The sequence below is a fragment of the Streptomyces sp. A01 genome (genome assembly GCF_059026195.1).
Window position 1 is genome coordinate 362847 of the sequence record NZ_JBWLKN010000001.1, and the last position, 19298, is coordinate 382144.

Below are 19298 nucleotides of genomic sequence, written 5' to 3' on the forward strand. Positions count from 1 at the left end.
CACCCAGCCGTCCCCACCGGCACGTCCGCCTCGCCGCCTTCGCCGTTGCTCCGCGCGGGGCGCGGGGCGCGCGAGAGCCCACGGTCGGCAGCGGCCGTGGCGGTGAGGCCCGGCCGCCGCGCGGGAACCGGGCGGCCCCACGAAGGGACCCTTTGATGACCACCACCACCGCGCGACCGCGAGCCGGGCGTCTGACCCCCGACCCGCTGCCCATGGCCATGGCACCGTCCGCACTGTTCGGGCACGCCCGCGAGATCCGCGGGGACCCCATCGGCGCACTGGCCGCCCTCTCCGAGGACTCCTCCGGCGTCATCGGGTTCCGCATCGGCCCCAGCCCCGCCGCCGTGGTCTCCACGGCGGAGGCCGTCCGCGAGGTCCTGATCGAGCGGGCGGAGGACTACGGAAGGGGCAAGCGGCAGACCCGCGCCCTGACCCCGCTGATGGCAACGGCCTGCTGACGAGCGAGGGGCAACCGCACGCCCGGCAGCGGCGGCTGATCGTGCCGCACTTCGTACCACGCCGCATCCCCCGGCACGCCGAGGTGATCGTCACCGAGGCGGAACGCACCATCGGGCGCTGGAAGGAGGGCGCCGACGTCGACCTGCTCGCCGAGATGAACGCCCTCACGATGGACATCGTCACCCGCCTGCTGTTCAGCGCCTCCACCCGCGACAACCAGAAGGTGGCGCGGGCCATCACCGAGGTGTTCGAGTGGAAGACGCACGCCATCACCGGCATGCTCGCCCTGCCCATGTGGGTGCCCACCCCGCGCAACCTGCGCGCCCGCAAGAACATCGACATTTTCCGGCAGTGGATCGCGGGCTTCATCCGGCAGCGCCAGTCCGGGGCCGTGGCCCGGCAGGACATCCTCGCCGACCTGATGGCGGCCGAGTACGAGGACGGCGGGACCATGCCCGACGACCTGCTGCTCGACGAGGTGCTGGCGACCTGGGGCGCCGCCCAGGAGACCTCCGCCGACACCCAGGCATGGACGCTGTATCTGCTGGGCCGTCACCCGGACGTCCGCGACGCGGTGCGCGCCGAGGTGGACGCGGCCGTGGGGCAGCGGCCCCCGCGCCACGAGGACCTGGCCCGGCTGCCGTACTGCCTCCAGGTCTTCAAGGAGGCGATGCGGCTGTACCCGCCCGCTGCCGTCATCCCCCGGCAGGCGATACGGGACACCGTCGTCGGCGGACACGCGGTGCCCGCCGGCACCACGGTCTTCATCAACGCCTACAGCCTGCACCGGCGCCCCGACGTCTTCCCCGACCTGGAGCGCTTCGACCCCGGCCGGTTCGCGCGCGACAGCGAACGGGCGCTGCCGAAGGGCGCGTATCTGCCCTTCGGCACCGGCGGCAACGTCTGCCCCGGAAGCCACCTGGCCATGATGGAGGGCCACTTGCTCCCCGCGCTGCTCGCCCAGCGCATGCCGCTGTGAGCGCACCCGCCGCCCGTCCGGTGACGGGTCGCGCGTTCAGCCGAGGGTCAGCAGCACGGTGGCGAGCGCCGCACTCACCAGGCCGGTGAACTGCGCCCGAGTGGCCTTCTCGTGCAGGACGGCGAGGCCGAGGACCGTGGGAATGGCCGGGTACAAGGAAGCGAGGACGACGGCGAGAGCCAACATCTGCTGCTGGGCCGCCAGCAGATAGAGGCCGAGGCCGAGCGCCGCGCCCGCCCCTGTCGCCGCCGAAGCCGCCAGCAGCCACCGGGGCTGCCGGAAGTGCGCGGCATCCCGCCAGGCGACCGGCAGCAGAACCCCCACAGCGGCGAGGCGGCCGACGGCGAGGGGCCACAGCCCGCTCGCCGCGTCCGCCTGGGCGAGCCCGATGTACTGCACGGCCACCCCCGCGCTGGCGATCAGCCCATCCACCGAGGCGCGCCCTGTCCGCACCGCGCCCGCGGTCCGTCGGGTGCTCTCCCCCCGTGAGACCAGCCACAGCGCGGGCACGGTGACGGCCATCCCCAGCCAGGCCAGTGGCGTAGGCCGGTCGCCGAGAAGGCACACGCCGAAGAGCACGGACAGGGCGACACCGGTGACGGCGCTCACCGGGACCACGATGCTCATGGCCCCACGGCTCAGCCCCCGGTTGAGGAAGTGCATGGCCATACCGCTCCCGGCACCCGACAGCGCCCCCCACAACACATCGGCTGTCCCCACCGCTTCGGCGGGCACGAGGACCGCCGCCACCAACGCGATCAGCAGCCCGCCCAGTTGCCCGACGAACGTCACCACAACGAAGTGAGCCCGGCGGGAGAGCAGCCCACCCGTGAAGTCGACTACGCCGTAACAGCCCGCGGAGGCCAGCGCGAGAAGAGCACCCATCCGCCCTGAGTGCCCCCACACACGCATCACATGTGCCCCGCCACCCCACTGGTTACCGCAGGGGCGGCGTCAACGGTCCCTGCCTGGTCGCGTTGTGTGGTGCGCGACGGGGCGCGTCAGGGGTGGCCACTTCGCCGCGATGGAGGAACCCGGCCTGTTCACCGACGACGTCCGCGTGTTCTTCCGTGCCTTCCGCTGACGTGCCCACGCCGATGGGCGCTGCCAGTGGCCCGGTTGCCTGTCCGCGATCCGGCCGGTGGGCAGGGCGGTCCGCGGGACGCCCTTTACTTGTCCGCGAGGGCGTTGCGGCGCCTGCGCCACAGGATGAGGGGCAGTGCGCCGGCCAGGCCCAGGACGCCTGGTGCGGCGCCCGCCGCCGTGTTGATGCCCGGCTGGTCGAACGTGTCCGGCACGGGCAGGGTGGACCAGCGGTCCGGCGGCCAGGCGACCACGATGGCGCGGCCCACGACATTGTCGACCGGTACGAAGCCCTGGTCCTTGCCTCGCTGGTGGTAGCGGGAGTCGGCCGAGTCCTGACGGTGGTCGCCCATGACCCACAGCTTGCCCGAGGGCACGGTGACCTTGAACTGGCCGCCCTGCCTGTCACCGCTGCACGGCGTGTTGCCCTCGAAGACGTACGGCTCGTCAAGTGCCTTGCCGTTGACCTTCACCGGGCCCGTGCCCTTGCATTCGACGGTGTCCCCGCCGACGCCGATGACCCGCTTGATGAGGTCTTCTTCCTCACCGGACGGCATGAGCCCGACGAAGCTGAGGGCCTTCTGCACAGGATTGGGGCGCGGCGTCGGCTGGCCCGCCAGCCAGTCGCCCGGGTCGTGGAAGACGACGACCTCGCCGCGCTCCGGCTCGGAGCCGAACCACGGGGTCAGCTTGTCGACCAGCACCCGGTCACCGCGCTGCAGGGTGTTCTGCATCGAGTCCGAGGGGATGGAGAACGCCTGCACCAGGAACGTCTTGATGAGCAGCGCGAGCACCAGGGCGATGCCGATGAGGAGAGGAAACTCCTTCCAGAAGGCGCGCTGCTTGGAGCCCTTGCGCCTGCCCTCTGGCGGAGGGCTCGCTTCCGCGCCGTCAGGCTGGGGGACACCGCCCGCCTCGGCCGGTGCGCCGGCCGGCCCGGGCCGCTCCTCAGGCCCGCTGCCTCCGGACTGAGCGCCGACCGCCAGATCCCCCACATCCACTCCTTAAAGTCTCTTGCCTTCACCTGCCCCAGCCGCGACACAGGCCCACGTTCCTCTAACGAGCGGGGGTTCCCGCAGGTCCCCGGGCGTGGCCGGAGGCGCACGCCAGCGGCGCGCTGGGTACCTCAAATGTATGCGGCCCGGAGCCAGTCCCATGACCGGGTCCGGGGCGAGGCGGACATCGAGGGAGTTTTCGGGCGCGTTCCCTGGTCGGTTCCTCCCGGACGCCGTCAGGCGCTGATCGCCCGTCGTGGCAGCGGTGACGAGTAGACGACGCTGGTCGTCACCTGGCCAAGACCGCCTATCCGGCCGGTGATCTGTTCCAGGTGCCGCATGGAACTGGCGGCGACCTTGATGACGAAGCAGTCGTCGCCGGTGACGTGGTGGGCCTCCAGCATCTCCGGGGTGCTGGCGACCAGGTCGTGGAACGGCTTGTAGTTCCCGGACGGATAGCGCAGCCGGACGAAGGCGAGCACCGGCCTCCCGAGTCGCTCGGGGTCGACGACCGCCGAGTAGCCGGTGATGATTCCCGCCTCCTCCAGCCTGCGGACCCGTTCGGTCACCGCGCTCGCGGACATGTTGACGGTCCGCGCCAGCTCGGCGAACCCGGCGCGGCCGTTGCTCTGCAGGGCGTCGAGAATGCGCCAGTCGACTGCGTCAGGGGAATAACCGGTCATACACGCTGTCTAGCAGGGGAATCCCGGGCAGATCAAGTGATCTCCCGGGGATCGCCGGTTCCTGACCCGTGGTGTGCTCCGTAGATTCTCTGTCATGACAACACCGCAGCTCAGCGCCCCTAGCGCCGTCTCCGTAGGCGACTTCCCGGCTGGTCGGCGGGCGGCCTCTGAGGCCGCTCCGACGAGCCCCGTGCTGGCCGTCGCGCCCGCCGAACCCGCCGACGCGGCGGCCTACTTCGCCGCCCGGCTCGCCTTTCACACCGACCCCGCCGATGTGCGCGTCGCGCTGCGCTCGGGCCACCCGGGATTCACGGTCGTCGACGCGCGCGGCACTGAGGCGTGGGACCAGGGGCATGTGCCCGGTGCCGTCCATCTGCCGCACGCGGAGATCGCCGGCCGCGCCGCTCAGCTGCTCGACCCGGCCACCCCCGTCGTCGTCTACTGCTGGGGCCCGGGCTGCGACGGCGGCACCCGTGCGGCCCTCGGTCTCGCCCGGCTCGGCTATCGCGTGAAAGAGATGCTCGGCGGCATCGAGTACTGGATACGTGAGGGGTACCCGGTGGACACCCGGGAGGGCACGGAACAGGGTCCGGCGGACCCGCTGACCGCGCCCCGCGCCGCACACCCGGAGGAGAGCTGCGGCTGCTGAGCCGGGCGGTGGCGGGGCGGGAGGGGGCGGACGCACGGCTCTCGTGGGCGCGCCTCGGGCGGGAGGCGGCCGGGACCGCGCGGGCCGGTCCCGGCCGCCTCCCGTGGCGGGTCAGAGCGCCGCGAGTTCGGCCACCAGGTCGTCCAGGCCGAGGGAGCCCTGCGACAGGGCCGCCATGTGCCACTTCTTGGCGTCGAACGCGTCACCTCGCGCGGTCCGCGCCGCCTCCCGGCCCGCCAGCCAGGCGCGTTCGCCGAGCTTGTAGCCGATGGCCTGGCCCGGCATCCCCAGGTAGCGCACCATCTCGCTCTCGATGTGGTCGGCGGGCCGTCCGCAGTGCTGCCCGAAGAACTCCTGGGCCAGCGCCGGGGTCCACCGCTCGCCGGGGTGGAACGGTGAGTGGCCGGGGATCTCCAGCTCCAGATGCATGCCGATGTCGACGATGACCCGCAGCGAGCGCATCATCTGGGCGTCGAGGTAGCCGAGCCTGCGCTCGGCGTCGGTGAGGTACCCCAGTTCGTCCATCAGCCGCTCCGCGTACAGCGCCCAGCCTTCCATGTTGGCGCTGACCTCCCCCACGGTGGCCTGGTAGCGGGAGAGCTGGTCGGCCACGTGCGCCCACTGCGCGAGCTGGAGGTGGTGGCCGGGGACGCCCTCGTGGTACCAGGTGGTGACCAGGTCGTAAGTCGGGAACCGGGTTTCGCCGAGCACCGGCAGCCAGGTGCGGCCCGGCCGGGAGAAGTCCATCGACGGCGCCGTGTAGTACGGCGCGGCGGCCGAACCGGACGGGGCGATCATCGACTCGACCCGCTTGACGCGGTCGGCGAGTTCGAAGTGGGTGCCGTCGAGGGCCTCGATCGTCTCGTCCATCAGCTGCTGGAGCCACACCCGGGTCTCCTCGACGCCTTCCACCGCCGCGCCATGCGTATCCAGGTGGCGCAGCACATCCCACGGAGTGCCCTCAGGCAGGATCTTGGCGGCCTCGGTGCGCATCTCGGCGTGCAGGCGGTGGTATTCCGCCCAGCCGTACGCGTACGCCTCGTCCAGATCCAGATCGGCGCCGCTCCACTGGCGCGACCAGCGCTGGTAGCGCTCGCGGCCCACGATGTCGGGGGCGCCCGCGACGGCCGGGGCGTAGACGTCCCGCAGCCAGTCGCGCAGGGTGACCAGCGCGCCGGTAGCCGCGGCGGCGCCGGAGCCGAGGTCGGAACGCAGCGCCTCGGGGCCGCCTCCGGCGAACTCGGCGAACCAGCCGCCGTCGGTGCCGATCCACTCGCCCAACTGCTCAAGGACGGTGGAGACCTGGCGCGGCCCGGCGGGCAGCTCGCGCTCAAGCCCGAGCGCGAGCGAGGCGCGGTACCCCTCCAGCGCCTCTGGCACGGCCCGCATCCTGGCCGCGATGTCGCTCCAGTGCGCCTCGGTCTCCGTGGGCATGAGGGTGAAGGCCTCGCGGACGAAGTGCACCGGCGAGGACATGTTGCCGACCGCGCGCAGCGGCTCGTCGGCCTCGTGGATGGCGAGTCCGGCCGTCAGGCGTTCGCGCAACAGCCGCCCGCAGCGCCGCTCGGCGTCGCTGTCCGCACCCGGCCGCCCTTCGGCCTCGGCGAGCCGGGACAGCGTGACACGGGCCAGTTCCGCGAACGCCTCGTGGCCGGCGGGGGAGAAGTCCGGCAGCAGCCGGGCGCTTTCGGGCACGCCGAGGTAGGTGCCGGTGATCGGGTCGAGGGCGACCAGGTCATCGACATAGGCGTCGGCGACCTGGCGCGGCAATGGGCTGTTCGTCGTGTCGGACATGACGTCATCTTCGTACGCCGGACGGTGCGGCGTCACGGGCATTGGGCGATGACGTTCCTGTCAGGACGCGCGCTCCAGGTCAGGCGGCTGAGATGTCCGACGGCGGCAGCAGCGGTCCGCACTCCCAGCGTTGGAAGATCAGCCGGGTCTCCACCCGGGCCACCTCGGGCCGCGAGGTGAACTGGTCGAGCACCAGCCGCTGGAGGTCGGCGGTGTCCGCCACGGCGACATGCACCAGATAATCATCCGGGCCCGTCAGATGGAACAGCGCACGGGACTCGGGCAGCGCCCGGACACGTTCCACGAACGGGCCGATCAGCTCCCTGCGGTGCGGGCGCACCTGCACGGAGAGCAGCGCCTCCAGCCCGCGGTCCAGCTTGGCGGGGTCCACGCGCAGCGCGTAGCCGAGGATGACACCGGACCGGCGCAGCCGGGCCACCCGGTCCAGGCACGTGGACGGCGCCACGCCGACCGTCGCCGCCAGATCCCGGTAGGTGGTCCGCGCGTCGTTCTGCAGCAGCCGCAGAATGTCCAGATCGATCGAATCAAGAGCGACGGATGTGGCCATAAGCCGAACGTAACACGGAAGACCACCACAGTCTGCCCTTCCTTGTTCAGTCTCCAGTGCATGACCTACCTGTCAGAGGCTGTTTCGGGCCACTCCCTCGCCACAGAAGCCGTGCACGCGGGCCGCGAAGACCTCGCCGCGCTCGGCGTGCACGCGGTGCCCCTTGACCTGTCCACGACCTACCCGTCGTTCGACAGCCGCGCGGAGGCCGCCCGCATAGACGAGTTCGCGGCCACCGGCGCGCGTCCCGAGGGGCCACCGGTGTACGCGCGCCTGGACAACCCGACCACCGCGCGCTTCGAGACCGCCCTCGCCCGCCTGGAGGGCACCGAGAGCGCTGTCGCCTTCGCCAGCGGCATGGCGGCGCTGACCGCGTGCCTGCTCGTACGGATCAGCGCCGGGCTGCGGCACGTCGTCGCCGTACGCCCGCTGTACGGGTGCAGCGACCACCTGCTCACCGCCGGGCTGCTCGGCTCCGAGGTGACGTGGGTCGACCCCGCCGGCATAGGGGAGGCCATCCGGCCCGACACCGGCCTGGTGATGGTCGAGAGCCCGGCCAACCCCACGCTCGCCGAACTGGACCTGCGCGCTGTCGCGCACGCCTGCGGTGAGGTGCCGCTGCTCGTCGACAACACGTTCGCGACCCCGGTGCTCCAGCGCCCGGCGGAGCACGGAGCCCGCGTCGTGCTGCACAGCGCCACGAAGTACCTCGGGGGGCACGGCGATGTGCTCGCCGGAGTCGTCGCCTGCGATGAGGAGTTCGCGCGGAAGCTACGCCAGATCCGCTTCGCGACCGGTGGCGTGCTGCACCCTCTCGCGAGCTATCTGCTGCTGCGCGGTCTTGCCACCCTGCCGGTGCGGATGCGCGCGGCGGCGGCCGGCGCGGCCGAACTCGTCACCCGGCTCGCCGCCGATCCCCGGGTCGCCCGCGTCCACTACCCGCGGATCGGTGGCGCGATGGTGTCCTTCGAGACATACGGCGACCCGCACGAGGTGATCGCCGGAGTACGGCTGATCACTCCGGCGGTGAGCCTCGGCAGCGTCGACACGCTCATTCAGCACCCGGCGTCGATCAGCCACCGGGTGGTGCCCGAGGGAGACCGGCACGCCTCCGGCGTCCACGACCGGCTGCTGCGGATGTCGGTCGGCCTGGAGGATGTCGATGACCTGTGGCGGGACCTGGACGGGGCGCTCGGCCCCGCCCCGTCCACCCGGACGGTCAGCCTTCCCTCCCCGGCGCGGTCGGCAGCGCCGCAGCGGTGAGCTGGGCGGTGATGACGATCGTGCCTTCCTCGATCTGGTAGTCGAGCGGCAGCCCGAGGCCGCGCATGGCGGCGACCATGCTGGTGTTGGACGACTGCGTGACCGCGTACACGTGCGCGCAGTCGGTCGCCGCGGCCATCTCGACGAGCTGCCGCAGCAGCCGCGAGCCGATGCCGCGGTGCTGCCATTCGTCCTCCACCAGCAGGGCGACCTCCGTCTCGTCGCCGTCCCACAGCAGATGCCCCAGCGCTACCAGCCGCCCCGAGGCGGTCTGGACGGCCAGCGTGCGGCCGTACCGGGGGCTGAGCAGGTGGCTCAGATAGCGGTCGGCGTCGGCGACCGGGCCGTGGTAACGCGACGACAGCGTCCGCGACGAGCAGCGCTCGTGCATCTCGCGGGCCGCCGCCAGGTCGGCGGTGTCGGCGCGGCGCACCGTGATCTCGTCGCCCTCGGGCAGCGTCAGTACGTCGTGGCCGTGCGGGACGCGCGGGCCGAGCCGGGCGTCCAGCTCGATCAGCGCTCGGGCCCGCGCGAACTCGGTGGGCGTGAACGGCAGATACGGCCGCTCGATGGTCACCGTGCCGCCGGACTGGTCACGTAACCGCATGACCGTTTCCTCCAGCACCCCCTCCACCGGCACCTGTTCGGCGGCGCTCCGCTCGCCGAACCCGGGACGGGCGGGGCTGGAGTGGATGGTGCAGCGGCCGAGCAGCTGCCGCAGCGCGAGGGGAAGTTCGGAGGCGTCGAGGGCGGTCCGGGTGGCCAGGCCGAGCACCCGGGTCGGCGCGTCCACCAGGTCGTGGGCGTCGGCCCGCTCCACCCAGGGGTCCGCGCCACCGCCGGTGGCGGCGGCCTGGGCCAGCCCGGCGCCACTGAGCCCGGCCGGGGCGCGCACCAGCATCTCGTCCACGGTTCCGCTGGCCAACGGGTGTGTCTGGAGGGTCAGGATGTCCACCCGGTGCACGGCGAGTGCCGCACACAGCGCCGCGAGGCTGCCGGGCTCGTCCTGAACCGTCGCACGCATCCGCCACAGCGCTGTGCCGCCCACTTGGTCCGCACCGCTGCGGGCCGGAGCCGCTTCGGGCGCTGCGGCGCCGGTATCGGTGCTCCCACTCGTGGGCGGGGCATGGCTATGGCGCCAGGACCACCAGGAGCAGACGCCGACTGTGGCGGCCAGCTCCGTCAGGCGGTGCCGCCAAGTCCGGCGGCCTCGGGCGTCCTTCGTCGGTGTCGTGTCACTCATTACTCCACTGTGGAGCAGAGGTGTTGCGTGATCACGAACTCTTTGTGACTGATGAGTTAAGGGAGGTTCTGGACGTTTATCGCCCGATTCTGTCCGATGCTCAACCACGTGATGTCCCAGTCCCTTGTCGCCTTGCCCCGGCGCCTTGTCTCAGCGATGTGCCTGCCTCAGGCCTACGGTCACTGCCCGACCCGACCCGGCCGCAGCGCCTTGGTGAAGAGCACCGCGCCCCCCTCCTCACGCAACCGGACCGTCAGCTCGCCGCTGCCACCGTCGATTTCCACCTCGCCGTAATACTGTCCGCCCTCGGACGGAGGGGTGTTCGCCTTGGCCGGAGCTTTGACGAACGCTTGCTGCGGGCCGAACGTCCCGTCGAGCTTCAGCGCTGGGAACCCGCCCGCGTGCAGTGGACCCGACACGAACTCCCAGAACGGCTCGAAGTCCGTGAACGCGGCCCGTGACGGCACATAGCGCTGTGCCGATGTGTAGTGAACGTCGGCGGTCAGCCACACCGTTCCCGTTATTCGCCGGTGTTTGATATGCCGCAGCAGATCGGCTATTTGCAGCTCCCGGCCCAGCGGGGCCCCCGGGTCGCCCTGCGCCACCGCCTCGAAGTCGGTCGCCCCGTCGGTGACCACCAGGCCGAGCGGCATATCGGAGGCGATCACCTTCCACACCGCCCGGGACCGCGACAGCTCCCGCTTGAGCCAGGCCAGCTGCTCGGCCCCCAGAATCCCCTGCGGCGCCTCGGACTGACGGCCCGGCGAGTTGGCGTCGCGGTAGGTGCGCATGTCGAGCACGAAGACATCCAGCAGCGGACCGTGCCGCAACACCCGGTAGACCCGGCCGCCGCCGTCAGGGCGCAGCGTCGAGACGGGGAAGTACTCGCTCCAGGCCCGCCGGGCCCGCGCCGCCAGCACATCCACGTCCTTCTCCGTATAGCGCGCGTCCTGGAGGATCTCGCCCGGGTACCAGTTGTTGAGCACCTCGTGGTCGTCCCACTGCGCGATGGTCGGCAGCTGGGCGTTGAAGGCCCGCAGATGCGCGTCGAGGAGGTTGTACCGGAAGTTGCCCCGGAACTCCGCCAGGCTCTCGGCGACCTTCGACTTCTCCTCGGTGGTGACGTTGCGCCAGATGTCGCCGTTCGGCAGCGTGACACTCGGCGGTATCGGGTTGTCCGCGTAGACGCTGTCGCCGCTGCACAGGAAGAAGTCCGGGTCCAGGCGCCGCATCTCCTCGAAGACGCGGTAACCGCCCCGCTCAGGGTTGATGCCCCAGCCCTGCCCGGCCAGGTCGCCTGACCACAGGAAACGCACATCCCGGCACCGGTCCGGGGCCGTACGGAACGTGCCGTACACCGGCTCACCGGTGCGCCTGGGATCATCCGGGTCGGCCAGGGTGACCCGGTAGTGGATCTGCTCACCGGGCGGCAGCCCGCGCAGCGCCGTGGTCCCGGTGAAGTCCGTGCCGGGGCCCACGACCGGGCCGCGCCAGCGCCGGGTCTTGCGGAAGGACTCGGTGGCCGACGTCTCGACCAGCATCCGGGCGGGCCGGTCGGAGCGCACCCACACCAGACCCGAGGACGTGCTCACGTCACCGGCTTGCGTACCCCACCGAGCGCTCGGCCGCCCCGACCGCACGAGCGCGGGCGCCGCGGCCGCCAGCGACGGAACGACCAGCGCGACGGACGCCGCCGCGGACCCGCGAAGCACCGCGCGCCGCCCGACACCACTCCCGGATTCCCGGCCCATGGGCAACCTCCTGTTGTTCCCGTTTCACACACACCTCACACCCGTCACCGCAGTATCGCCCGCAATACACCTCCCGGTACTGATGGCGCCGGAACGCAAGATGAATAACCAGCCAGTAGTCAGGCGGTACGCGGCAGGCTGTTCAGCGGTCGTCCGCAGGCTCCACACTCCACCGCGCACCGTCGTGCCGGGGAGCCCTGTGACACGACGCGTACGGAATCCGCGCGAGGCGCGCACAGAGCGGATACGGCTGCGAGCACGGGGCCTGGCCGGGCGCGAGCGCGCGGTGGGTGGCGTCTGGCGTACGGGGCCGGGCGCGAGGCGTGTGACCCATGCGGGCCGCTGTCACGCGTACGCCTGGTGAGAGGTGTGCGACTGGCGAGACGCGTACACCCGATGGGACGCGTACGTCTGGTGGGGTCATTCCCGGCTCTTGTGACTCCCGTCGGCCGCGTGTCTGAGCCGTCGTCACCGCTGGGCGCGCCGCAGCCGCTCCACGGCCGCCATGATTCTGCTCGGCGGCAGATGCGCGTAGCCGAGCACCAGCCGGATGCCCGGAGATGGGGCGGCGCGCTGCGCGTAGTCGCCGAGCAGGCACAGTCCCACCCCGGCCTGCCGGGCCCGCTCGGTGAACCGCGCCGCGGGGCCGTAACGCTCCGGCAGCCGGGCGATGACGTGCAGTCCGGCGGCGATCCCGGTCACCTCGGTCCCCGGGAAGTTCTCGACGAGCGCGGCGACCAACGCGTCCCGCCGCTCCCGGTACGCGCGCTGACAGCGGCGCAGCTGCCGGTCGTAGTCACCGCGCGTGACGAAGTCGGCGAAGAGCGCCTGATCCAGTACGGGATGGCCGAGATCCATCGTCCGCTTCCGGTCCACGACCTCCGACACCAGCGCCTCGGGGGCCACCAGCCAGCCGAGCCGTATCCCCGGTGCCAGGGACTTGCTGACCGAGCCGGTGTACGCCACATGGGCCGGGTCCAGTCCCTGCAACGCGCCGACCGGAGTAGGTCCAACACTCTGGGACCTTCCGGGTAGCGGGACGTTTCCGCTGGTCACAAAGGGTCTGGCATGGCAACGGCAACGAAGGCCAGCGTTCCTAGGAAACCGTCCCGCTCCCCAGTAGCGGTGAACACGTCTACGCGGGGCAAGACCGACGACCGGCCGGAAGTTGACCTGTTGCTCAGGAAGTCCAAGGTGGTCAGGGAGGGTGAGCGCGCGCTCTCGCTGCGGGCTCAGGAAGAGCGGGGGCGACGCTGGGCGGACGAAGAGGGCTACCAGGTCCGCAAGGTCTGGCGAGAGAACCTGTCGGCATGGTCGGACGTGCAGCGACCGAAGTACGACGCTGCCATGGGTGCCGTGATGAACGGCGAAGTACCGGCGTTGTGGGTGTACGCACTCGACAGGTTCAGCCGGAAGGGTGCTGAAGCGGTCGTCCCGATTCTGGGCAAGGCGCGGGTCATCTTCGATTACGAGCGCCTTGATTCCAGTCAGGAACGGGACCGGCAATGGATCATTCAGCGTGCCGAAGACGCACGCGCCTATTCCGTCCGACTGTCGTACAACGTCTGTAGGACGAAAGCACGTCAGCGCAACGAGGGCCGTTGGTTGGCTCGCGCCCCGTTCGGACTGGTTGCCGACAAGGGCACGCGGAAGCTCTCCCCGAACGTGACGAAAGTCCGGGGCAAGGACTATTCCCCGTGGTCCATCGTGCTCCGCATTTTCGCATCTATCGCGGGCGGTACGTCGTCGCGTGCGCTGGCAAGGGAGTTCAACGAGGGGGGCATTAAGTCCGCGACGGGCAAGACGTGGCGGGCGGACAGTTGTGCCAGCGCTTCGGGTACAGGCTCAAGGAACGGTTGCCCGCTGATGCGCGACGTGATGAGCGCTCGGATTCGTGGGTCATCGCGTGCAAGCACTGTCGGCCCTCTTGATCACCTCGGGTGACGTCCCGAATCAGGACGCCATCTCACGGCTAACGCCACCGCGCGGTAGGGCGTATGCGGGTCGGAAGTTCACCGCAACGCCGCTCAGCGATCCCAGTCCCATTTCGAAAGACGCGTCCGTCCCGGCCAGGGGTCCGCAGGCTGTCCGGCAAGAATTTCGCCCGTCCCGAAAAGGGTACTCACGATCTGGGTATCCTTCCGCGCCACTACCCATGAAGGGTACGCAGGTTCTGCGTACCGTCTCACTACCGACCCGAGAGGGGGACTGAATGAAGAGACGTTGTGAACACGGCCCCTGTGGTGCGGAACTACCCGCTGACGCCTACCGGCGCACCCGGTATTGCAGCGAGGCTCACCGCAAGGCCACCGCGACGGCATCCAAGAGCCGCCCTGAGCCGGTCTCAGGCGACGCGGAGAGGTATCCGGCACTTCCTCCGTCTGGGACCTGGTAGCGGCTCAGATCGTCACTGAGGGCGTCACGGTCCCCGGTTCGTCCGGCGTGCCCGTGGCGCATCCGCTCTTGCGCTTCCTTGGGCAGCTCGATGCGGCCTTGTCGGCGCACGAGAAGACGGCCGACCCTGCCGCTTCCGGCGACCCGATCGACGCCGCCCGCGCGGCTGCCGCTGCCGCCCTGGAGGCGTACCGCCGCGGCGAGTGACGAACTCAGGGAACTCGGCTGCGAGTTGGCAGAGCACGACCACCCGGAGCGCCACCCTCTATGGACCGTGTTCGCCACGGTGCACCGGCTCGAACTGGGCACGGTGCCACGGCCGTTGGATCTGTTCACAGTCGGCTGCTGCGCCCGGCATTTCTGACCCTCCGCTCCCGATGGCTGCCCGCACTGGGTGGCCGTTGGGGGTTTTGGCGTTTCCGGGTGCCTTTGATCCGAAGCCCGCGCCCTCGCCGCTGTCTGTCGCCGAAACGGTTGCGGGGGCCTCGCTGTGTCCGGGCAAGTGGCCTGCGGCAGGCGGTCTTGACGCGATGCCCCGACGGGGTGATGGTCAAGCAATCGGCCGCAATCGGATCGACACAGGGAGAGGGCAGGCATGCAGCTGCGATTCCTCGGGATCATCCCGAACACGCCCGTTGATGACTCGCCCACCATCTGGCTAGACGAGGACACGGGGGACTTGTTGATCCAGTCCTACAAGGCGACAGAGGACGAGGTGAAGGCGTGCCAGGAGATCGGCTCGATCTCCGGCCACAGCACGGACGTTCCGGAACACGAGACCACCATCCGCCTGCCCGCTGTGATGCTTAAGTACATCCCCCGACCGGAGGACGGCACCGGTGAAGTACCCCGTACGTGAAGGGCTCGCCAAGGCGCAGCACTCGGCCGTGCATCTTGAGATGCGCGACATCTACAACCCGGAAGATCCGGAGTTCTCGCGTTGGCGTACCGACTCCCGGTACGAGGGCAACGCTGCCAAGCTTCCTGATTGGTGGTGGCCTTGGCACGAGCTAGTGACCGAGACGACAGCGCGCGGTGTGGAGATGCGGCGGGCTCGGATCGTCTCGGAGCCGGTCACGGACTACATCCGGTGGGAACATGACTTGACGTTCGCCAACGCGGCGGCGGGTGAGGTTGTCCGCTGGTTGCCCCGGCGTCGGGCGGCGGACATCGCACTACCGGGCACGGATCTGTGGATGTTCGATGGCGCGTCTGTGCTGTTCACGTTCTTCTCTGGGAACGGGGAGGTTGTTGACCGCGAGTGGCGCACGGAACCCGGCGTGATCGAGATGGTCAGCGCTGCGTTTGAGGCGGTGTGGGAGCGGGCCACGCCGCACGAGGACTACAAGCTGACCTGACACGACATGCCAGTTTCCGCGTCATCAAGCGTCCAGCAAGCCCGGCAAGTCCTTGCCGACCGCCTACGGGAGTTGGTCAAGGACGCCGGGCTTGATGGCAAGGATCTCGCCGCGCTGTGCGGCTGGCACCCCTCCAAGGTGTCTCGAATCTCGACGGCCAAGGCGTCACCCTCCGCTGACGACATTCGGGCGTGGTGCCAGGCGTGCGGCGCAGAGGACCAGACAGAGGACCTGATTGCCTCTCTGCGGGCCGTTGAGGGCATGTGGGTGTCCTGGCGTCGGATGGAGCGTACGGGGCTCAAGCGGGCTCAGGAGTCCGTACGGCCCCTGTTCGAGCGCACCCACTGGTTCCGGGCCTACTCCTCATGGCTCGTGCCCGGCCTAGTCCAGACGTTCGGCTACACCGAGGACGTGTTGCGCGCTGTCCAGCGGAGACGGGTTGCGGTCGATGACGTGGCCGACGCTGTGGCCGCCCGCATGGAACGTCAAAGCGTGCTGCACGACGGGCACCGCCGCTTCGCATTCCTGGTGGAGGAGTCCGTGTTGAGGAACGGGTACGGCGACGCCGACACACAAGCTGAACAGCTCGATCATCTGGCCACTGTCGGCGCGCTGCCCAACGTCAGCGTTGGCGTGATTCCAGAGCGGGTGGGACGGGCGCGTATGCCGGTAGAGGGCTTCTGGATCTACGACACAGCACAGGTCAACGTAGAGCTTGTTTCGGGGTACCTAACGCTGACGCAGCCGAGCGAGGTGACGGCATACGCCGACACGTTCGCCACGCTGGCCGACATGGCGGTCTATGGCATCAAGGCCCGCACACTGATCACGAAGGCTCTTGAGTCACTCGCGTAATCCGTGCGCAATCAGGCGCAATCCGCTGGGGGTTGGGCTTCCGTTCTCCCTAGCGTGGTCGCCATCGGACCACGCGAGGGGACGGCAAGCATGGCGAGCAAGACGCAAGCAGCGAGCACCGACGAACGGCAGTGGGACGCACGACAGGGGGAGTACACGACCTACGCCCCGTCCGGGCACACGTGTCCCACCTGTCGGCAGCCGATCAAGAGTCTTCAGCGGTGCCGCCGCACCATCGTTGAGAGGGCGTCTGCTTCGCCGGTTGCCCTCTACCGGCACTACCCCGAGTGCCCCCAGCCCAAGGACGCGCCGTGACGGCCCCCGCGAGAGTTCGGCGGCGCGTGACGCACCCATTACCGGCCCCGGAACTGGTGACCCTCGTAGACCTCACACAGGACCCTGACGGCCCGTACCGGGACTCTCCCGAGGGTTGGCGGACGGAGAGGGGCGGGGCTAAAGACCCGGCCTCCGGGGTGGTCTACTTCCCGCTCGGCAGCAACCCGCCACCGTCCCCGTTCCGGCGAGAGCACACGTGACGCGGGCGTGGGTCATCCGCAACACGAGCGCGCGGCCCACTGAGACCCCCGCCCGGTCGCACGCCCCGTGAAGCGGAGACGGCCGGGCGGGTTGCACGGATCATCAACCGACTACGAAGGAGCATCCCAATGGGTGGACAGCATGGCGGCGGGTCCGGCGACGGCCAGGGCGGTAGCCAGCAGGACGACAGCAACAGCGGCGCCGGGCACGGTGGCGGCGGCACCGACGAGGGCGGCAACACGTCCGACGGCTCCGGCCCCGCGACCGGTGAGTAGGTGCATGTGACGACACGCACGGAGGAGGTGGGCCCTTCGGGGCTCGCCTCTGCGCTCGTAGAAGCGGGCGCCTTGACGACTGATTGGCTGCCGACGTTCGAGGCGGTCCCCCGTGAATTGTTCGTGCCTGACCGCATCTGGCCGGGCATCGCGGACGGCACCCGGCAGACAGCGTTGGTAGACCGTGCCAAGGACCCGGACGCGTGGTTCAAGGCGGTGTACTCCGATATCCCTCTCACTACGCAGTGGGACGACGGACGGCACATCGGGGATGGACTGGGGACCACGCCGACTAGCTCCGGTTCCATGCCGCGCATGGTCTTCTCGATGCTCGCTGACCTGGACGTACGGGAAGGGCAACGCGCCCTTGAGATCGGCACCGGTACAGGCTGGAACGCGGGTCTTCTCTCGCACCGGCTCGGCGGCGCAAACGTCGTCAGCGTCGAGTACGACGAGGAGGTAGCCAAGGAGGCCGGGGAGAACCTTCGGCGCGCTGGTCTGTCCCCCGTGGTCATCGCGGGAGACGGCCGCGCGGGCTACGTCAGCAGTGCCCCGTACGACCGGATCATTGCGACGTGCTCAGTCGGGAGCGTGCCCCGGAGCTGGGTGGAGCAGTGCCGCCCCGGCGGGGTCATCGTCGCCCCGTGGGGGACCGAGTACGGCGGTGAGTACGTCGTGCGCCTGGTCGTCGCTGACGACGGCGCGGCGCATGGCCCCTTCACCCGCTCCAGTGCCTTCATGCGCCTGCGACAGCAGCGCACGGAACGCCCGCCCTTCTCCGCCTACCTCAAGGGCAAGAAGTGGCCCGCAGACGGCATCCGGAGCATGACCGCGCTCTCTCCCGCTGATATCGGCGGGTGGCTCGAACAGTTCGTGATCGGGCTGCAAGTGGCCGGGGCGTTCTGGCGAGCCGAGCGATACGACGGCGGCTCTTACACGCTGTGGACGTACAGCACCGACACCCGGTCGTGGGCAACGGCGGATTACGTGCCGAACGCCGACACGTACGAAGTCGTCCAGTCCGGTCCGCGCAGGCTGTGGGATGAGACGGAAGCCGCCTACCGGTGGTGGGAAGAGCACGACCGACCCGGCTTCGATCGCTTCGGGCTCACCGTGGACGGCGACGGCGAGCGCGCGTGGCTCGACTCCCCGGACGGCCTGGTACCGCTCCGGAGCGCGTAGCAGCTCCACCTACCGGCCCCGCCCCTATGTCTCCCCCGGCGTATGGGCGGGGCTTCTCGCGTGCGCTGACCTGCTGACTCGCCAAGTTGCCAGGGTGTAGGGTCCACCGGCGCCCGGTCGTAGCGGAAGTCGCCGTCGTAGTCGTCCTCGATCAGCAGGCCGCCCGTGGCCCGCGCCCAGTCCAGCAGGGCGGAACGGCGCCGCGCCGAGTACGCGATCCCTAGCGGGAACTGGTGCGCAGGCGTCAGCACGGCGGCCCGCGCGCCGGAGGCGGCGAGAGCCACCGGATCAAGTCCTTCCGCATCGAGCGGAAGCGGGGCGGAGGCCACGCCCACGGCCGCGAACAACGCCTCGTACGCGGGCGTTCCGGGGTCCTCCAAGGCCACGACCGGCGACGTGCCGCCCGCCGCCGCCCGCGTTGGTCGCCCACCGGGCCGCCCGCCGTGCGGCAGCGGCCCCGCGCCGCTCCCGGCGATGACGAAACCGAGCAGGGTCAGTGCCTGCGCCACGCCCGAGCAGACGATGAGCCTTTCGGGGTCGACGACGACACCGCGCCGCCGGGCCAGCAGCCCGGCCAGTGCCTCCCGTAGCTCGGGCAGCCCGCGCGGGTCCGGGTATCCCAGCGCGCTGTGCGGCAGCCGGGCCAGCGCCCGCCGGTGCGCGGCCGACCACGCGGTGCGCGGGAACAGTGACAGGTCGGGCGTGCCGGGGAGGAAGCCGGTCGATGGCTCGCCGGGGCCGGGCCGCCGCTCACGCCCGGCGGGGGCGGCACTGCGGGCGGCGCCACTCACCCAGGTCCCCGCGCCCCTGCTGCTGGTGAGGTATCCCTCGGCGGTCAACTGCTCGTAGGCGTCGGTGACCAGGCCGCGCGAGACCCCGAGGTCGGCGGCGAGCTCCCGGCTCGCGGGCAGCCGTGTCCCCGCCGTGATCCGCCCCGACCTGACCGCGTCCCGCAGGGCGGACTGGAGCATGCGGCCGCGCTGGCGGAGCGGCGCGGCGGCGGTGGGCAGCAACAGCTCCCAGGCGGCGCTCGCGACCTCCGTGGCCCCGGCCGGGATGGGCTTGCCGGTCACGGCGCTGTTCGGGGCGGGCCCATCCGCCATGACCCGGGTCGGGGTGCGGCCCGGCGCGGCGTTGTCCGCAGTGGCCGCGTCCGTCGTGGTGCCGGTCGGAGCGGCCTCGCCCGCCGCCCCGCGCGCTGCGGCACCGTTCGCGGCCGACCCGTTCGCG

General features: G+C 70.6%; 18 protein-coding genes and 2 pseudogenes. 11 read left to right on the plus strand and 9 right to left on the minus strand.

The features are described 5' to 3' along the window. Positions 1–155: 155 nt before the first annotated feature. Both AC5P1B_RS01390 and AC5P1B_RS01395 read left to right on the plus strand, forming a co-directional pair. Positions 156–458, plus strand: a complete 303-nt coding sequence (locus tag AC5P1B_RS01390) for a hypothetical protein (RefSeq protein ID WP_493884260.1) — start codon at positions 156–158, stop codon at positions 456–458. Further along, positions 455–1438: a cytochrome P450 gene (locus tag AC5P1B_RS01395; protein ID WP_493884485.1), complete on the plus strand. Its 984-nt coding sequence runs from the start codon at positions 455–457 to the stop codon at positions 1436–1438. The genes AC5P1B_RS01390 and AC5P1B_RS01395 overlap by 4 nt, the downstream gene beginning before the upstream one ends. Positions 1439–1474: 36 nt before the next feature. Here the strand turns inward: AC5P1B_RS01395 and AC5P1B_RS01400 are convergent, their stop codons facing one another. The 3 genes from AC5P1B_RS01400 to AC5P1B_RS01410 all read right to left on the minus strand — a co-directional run bounded on the left by AC5P1B_RS01400 (position 1475) and on the right by AC5P1B_RS01410 (position 4199). After that, positions 1475–2323, minus strand: coding sequence for an EamA family transporter (locus AC5P1B_RS01400; RefSeq protein ID WP_493884261.1), 849 nt, complete (start codon positions 2321–2323; stop codon positions 1475–1477). A gap of 284 nt (positions 2324–2607) precedes the next feature. Next, complete coding sequence (gene lepB / locus AC5P1B_RS01405; protein ID WP_493884262.1) at positions 2608–3516, minus strand: signal peptidase I; 909 nt, start codon at positions 3514–3516, stop codon at positions 2608–2610. Between the two features lie 236 nt (positions 3517–3752). Further along, positions 3753–4199, minus strand: a complete 447-nt coding sequence (locus AC5P1B_RS01410; protein ID WP_493884263.1) for an Lrp/AsnC family transcriptional regulator — start codon at positions 4197–4199, stop codon at positions 3753–3755. A 94-nt stretch (positions 4200–4293) separates the two neighbouring features. Here AC5P1B_RS01410 and AC5P1B_RS01415 point away from each other — a divergent pair, with 94 nt between their 5' ends. Then, complete coding sequence (locus AC5P1B_RS01415) at positions 4294–4848, plus strand: rhodanese-like domain-containing protein (RefSeq protein ID WP_493884264.1); 555 nt, start codon at positions 4294–4296, stop codon at positions 4846–4848. Between the two features lie 111 nt (positions 4849–4959). Here the strand turns inward: AC5P1B_RS01415 and AC5P1B_RS01420 are convergent, their stop codons facing one another. After that, complete coding sequence (locus tag AC5P1B_RS01420) at positions 4960–6642, minus strand: DUF885 domain-containing protein (protein WP_493884265.1); 1683 nt, start codon at positions 6640–6642, stop codon at positions 4960–4962. A 79-nt stretch (positions 6643–6721) separates the two neighbouring features. Next, complete coding sequence (locus tag AC5P1B_RS01425; RefSeq protein ID WP_493884266.1) at positions 6722–7210, minus strand: Lrp/AsnC family transcriptional regulator; 489 nt, start codon at positions 7208–7210, stop codon at positions 6722–6724. A gap of 60 nt (positions 7211–7270) precedes the next feature. Between AC5P1B_RS01425 and AC5P1B_RS01430 the strand changes: the two genes are divergently transcribed. Then, positions 7271–8473, plus strand: a complete 1203-nt coding sequence (locus tag AC5P1B_RS01430; RefSeq protein ID WP_493884267.1) for a trans-sulfuration enzyme family protein — start codon at positions 7271–7273, stop codon at positions 8471–8473. Here the strand turns inward: AC5P1B_RS01430 and AC5P1B_RS01435 are convergent. The 3 genes and pseudogenes from AC5P1B_RS01435 to AC5P1B_RS01445 form a co-directional block, all read right to left on the minus strand. After that, positions 8430–9716: a GNAT family N-acetyltransferase gene (locus tag AC5P1B_RS01435; RefSeq protein ID WP_493884268.1), complete on the minus strand. Its 1287-nt coding sequence runs from the start codon at positions 9714–9716 to the stop codon at positions 8430–8432. The two genes, AC5P1B_RS01430 and AC5P1B_RS01435, sit on opposite strands and share 44 nt — an antisense overlap. A 179-nt stretch (positions 9717–9895) precedes the next feature. Next, positions 9896–11467: an alkaline phosphatase D family protein gene (locus AC5P1B_RS01440; RefSeq protein WP_493884269.1), complete on the minus strand. Its 1572-nt coding sequence runs from the start codon at positions 11465–11467 to the stop codon at positions 9896–9898. A gap of 468 nt (positions 11468–11935) precedes the next feature. Continuing rightward, positions 11936–12469: pseudogene (locus tag AC5P1B_RS01445) on the minus strand (aminotransferase class I/II-fold pyridoxal phosphate-dependent enzyme); the annotation flags it as partial. Between the two features lie 123 nt (positions 12470–12592). On the opposite strand from AC5P1B_RS01445, the gene AC5P1B_RS01450 reads away from it, so the two are divergent. The 7 genes and pseudogenes from AC5P1B_RS01450 to AC5P1B_RS01480 form a co-directional block, all read left to right on the plus strand. Then, a complete protein-coding gene (locus AC5P1B_RS01450; protein ID WP_493884270.1) occupies positions 12593–13411 on the plus strand; it encodes a recombinase family protein in 819 nt (272 codons plus the stop codon). A gap of 504 nt (positions 13412–13915) precedes the next feature. Then, on the plus strand, positions 13916–14068 hold the full coding sequence (locus AC5P1B_RS01455; RefSeq protein WP_493884271.1) for a hypothetical protein: 153 nt from the start codon (positions 13916–13918) through the stop codon (positions 14066–14068). A 388-nt stretch (positions 14069–14456) separates the two neighbouring features. After that, positions 14457–14720 (plus strand): hypothetical protein, encoded by a 264-nt coding sequence (locus AC5P1B_RS01460; RefSeq protein ID WP_493884272.1) that lies wholly within the window; start codon positions 14457–14459, stop codon positions 14718–14720. Continuing rightward, positions 14701–15219, plus strand: a complete 519-nt coding sequence (locus AC5P1B_RS01465) for a DUF6879 family protein (RefSeq protein WP_493884273.1) — start codon at positions 14701–14703, stop codon at positions 15217–15219. Before AC5P1B_RS01460 ends, AC5P1B_RS01465 begins: the two co-directional genes overlap by 20 nt. A 6-nt stretch (positions 15220–15225) precedes the next feature. After that, positions 15226–16074 carry a helix-turn-helix domain-containing protein gene (locus AC5P1B_RS01470; protein ID WP_493884274.1) on the plus strand — a complete coding sequence of 283 codons (849 nt, stop codon included), beginning with the start codon at positions 15226–15228 and terminating at the stop codon, positions 16072–16074. Positions 16075–16739: 665 nt separating this feature from the next. Further along, positions 16740–16886 (plus strand): hypothetical protein, encoded by a 147-nt coding sequence (locus AC5P1B_RS01475; protein WP_493884275.1) that lies wholly within the window; start codon positions 16740–16742, stop codon positions 16884–16886. Positions 16887–17009: 123 nt separating this feature from the next. Next, positions 17010–17585: pseudogene (locus AC5P1B_RS01480) on the plus strand (methyltransferase domain-containing protein); the annotation flags it as partial. Positions 17586–17944: 359 nt separating this feature from the next. Here the strand turns inward: AC5P1B_RS01480 and AC5P1B_RS01485 are convergent. Beyond that, complete coding sequence (locus AC5P1B_RS01485; RefSeq protein WP_493884486.1) at positions 17945–19039, minus strand: aminotransferase-like domain-containing protein; 1095 nt, start codon at positions 19037–19039, stop codon at positions 17945–17947. Between the last annotated feature and the right edge of the window lie 259 nt (positions 19040–19298).

Coding starts and splice junctions, on each gene's coding strand:
- AC5P1B_RS01390 (WP_493884260.1), top strand. CDS start 156: ATGACCACCACCACCGCGCGACCGCGAGCCGGGCGTCTGACCCCCGAC.
- AC5P1B_RS01420 (WP_493884265.1), bottom strand. CDS start 6,642: ATGTCCGACACGACGAACAGCCCATTGCCGCGCCAGGTCGCCGACGCC.
- AC5P1B_RS01410 (WP_493884263.1), bottom strand. CDS start 4,199: ATGACCGGTTATTCCCCTGACGCAGTCGACTGGCGCATTCTCGACGCC.
- AC5P1B_RS01400 (WP_493884261.1), bottom strand. CDS start 2,323: ATGGGTGCTCTTCTCGCGCTGGCCTCCGCGGGCTGTTACGGCGTAGTC.
- AC5P1B_RS01470 (WP_493884274.1), top strand. CDS start 15,226: ATGCCAGTTTCCGCGTCATCAAGCGTCCAGCAAGCCCGGCAAGTCCTT.
- AC5P1B_RS01460 (WP_493884272.1), top strand. CDS start 14,457: ATGCAGCTGCGATTCCTCGGGATCATCCCGAACACGCCCGTTGATGAC.
- AC5P1B_RS01415 (WP_493884264.1), top strand. CDS start 4,294: ATGACAACACCGCAGCTCAGCGCCCCTAGCGCCGTCTCCGTAGGCGAC.
- AC5P1B_RS01475 (WP_493884275.1), top strand. CDS start 16,740: ATGGGTGGACAGCATGGCGGCGGGTCCGGCGACGGCCAGGGCGGTAGC.
- AC5P1B_RS01430 (WP_493884267.1), top strand. CDS start 7,271: ATGACCTACCTGTCAGAGGCTGTTTCGGGCCACTCCCTCGCCACAGAA.
- AC5P1B_RS01485 (WP_493884486.1), bottom strand. CDS start 19,039: ATGCTCCAGTCCGCCCTGCGGGACGCGGTCAGGTCGGGGCGGATCACG.
- AC5P1B_RS01440 (WP_493884269.1), bottom strand. CDS start 11,467: ATGGGCCGGGAATCCGGGAGTGGTGTCGGGCGGCGCGCGGTGCTTCGC.
- AC5P1B_RS01425 (WP_493884266.1), bottom strand. CDS start 7,210: ATGGCCACATCCGTCGCTCTTGATTCGATCGATCTGGACATTCTGCGG.
- AC5P1B_RS01435 (WP_493884268.1), bottom strand. CDS start 9,716: ATGAGTGACACGACACCGACGAAGGACGCCCGAGGCCGCCGGACTTGG.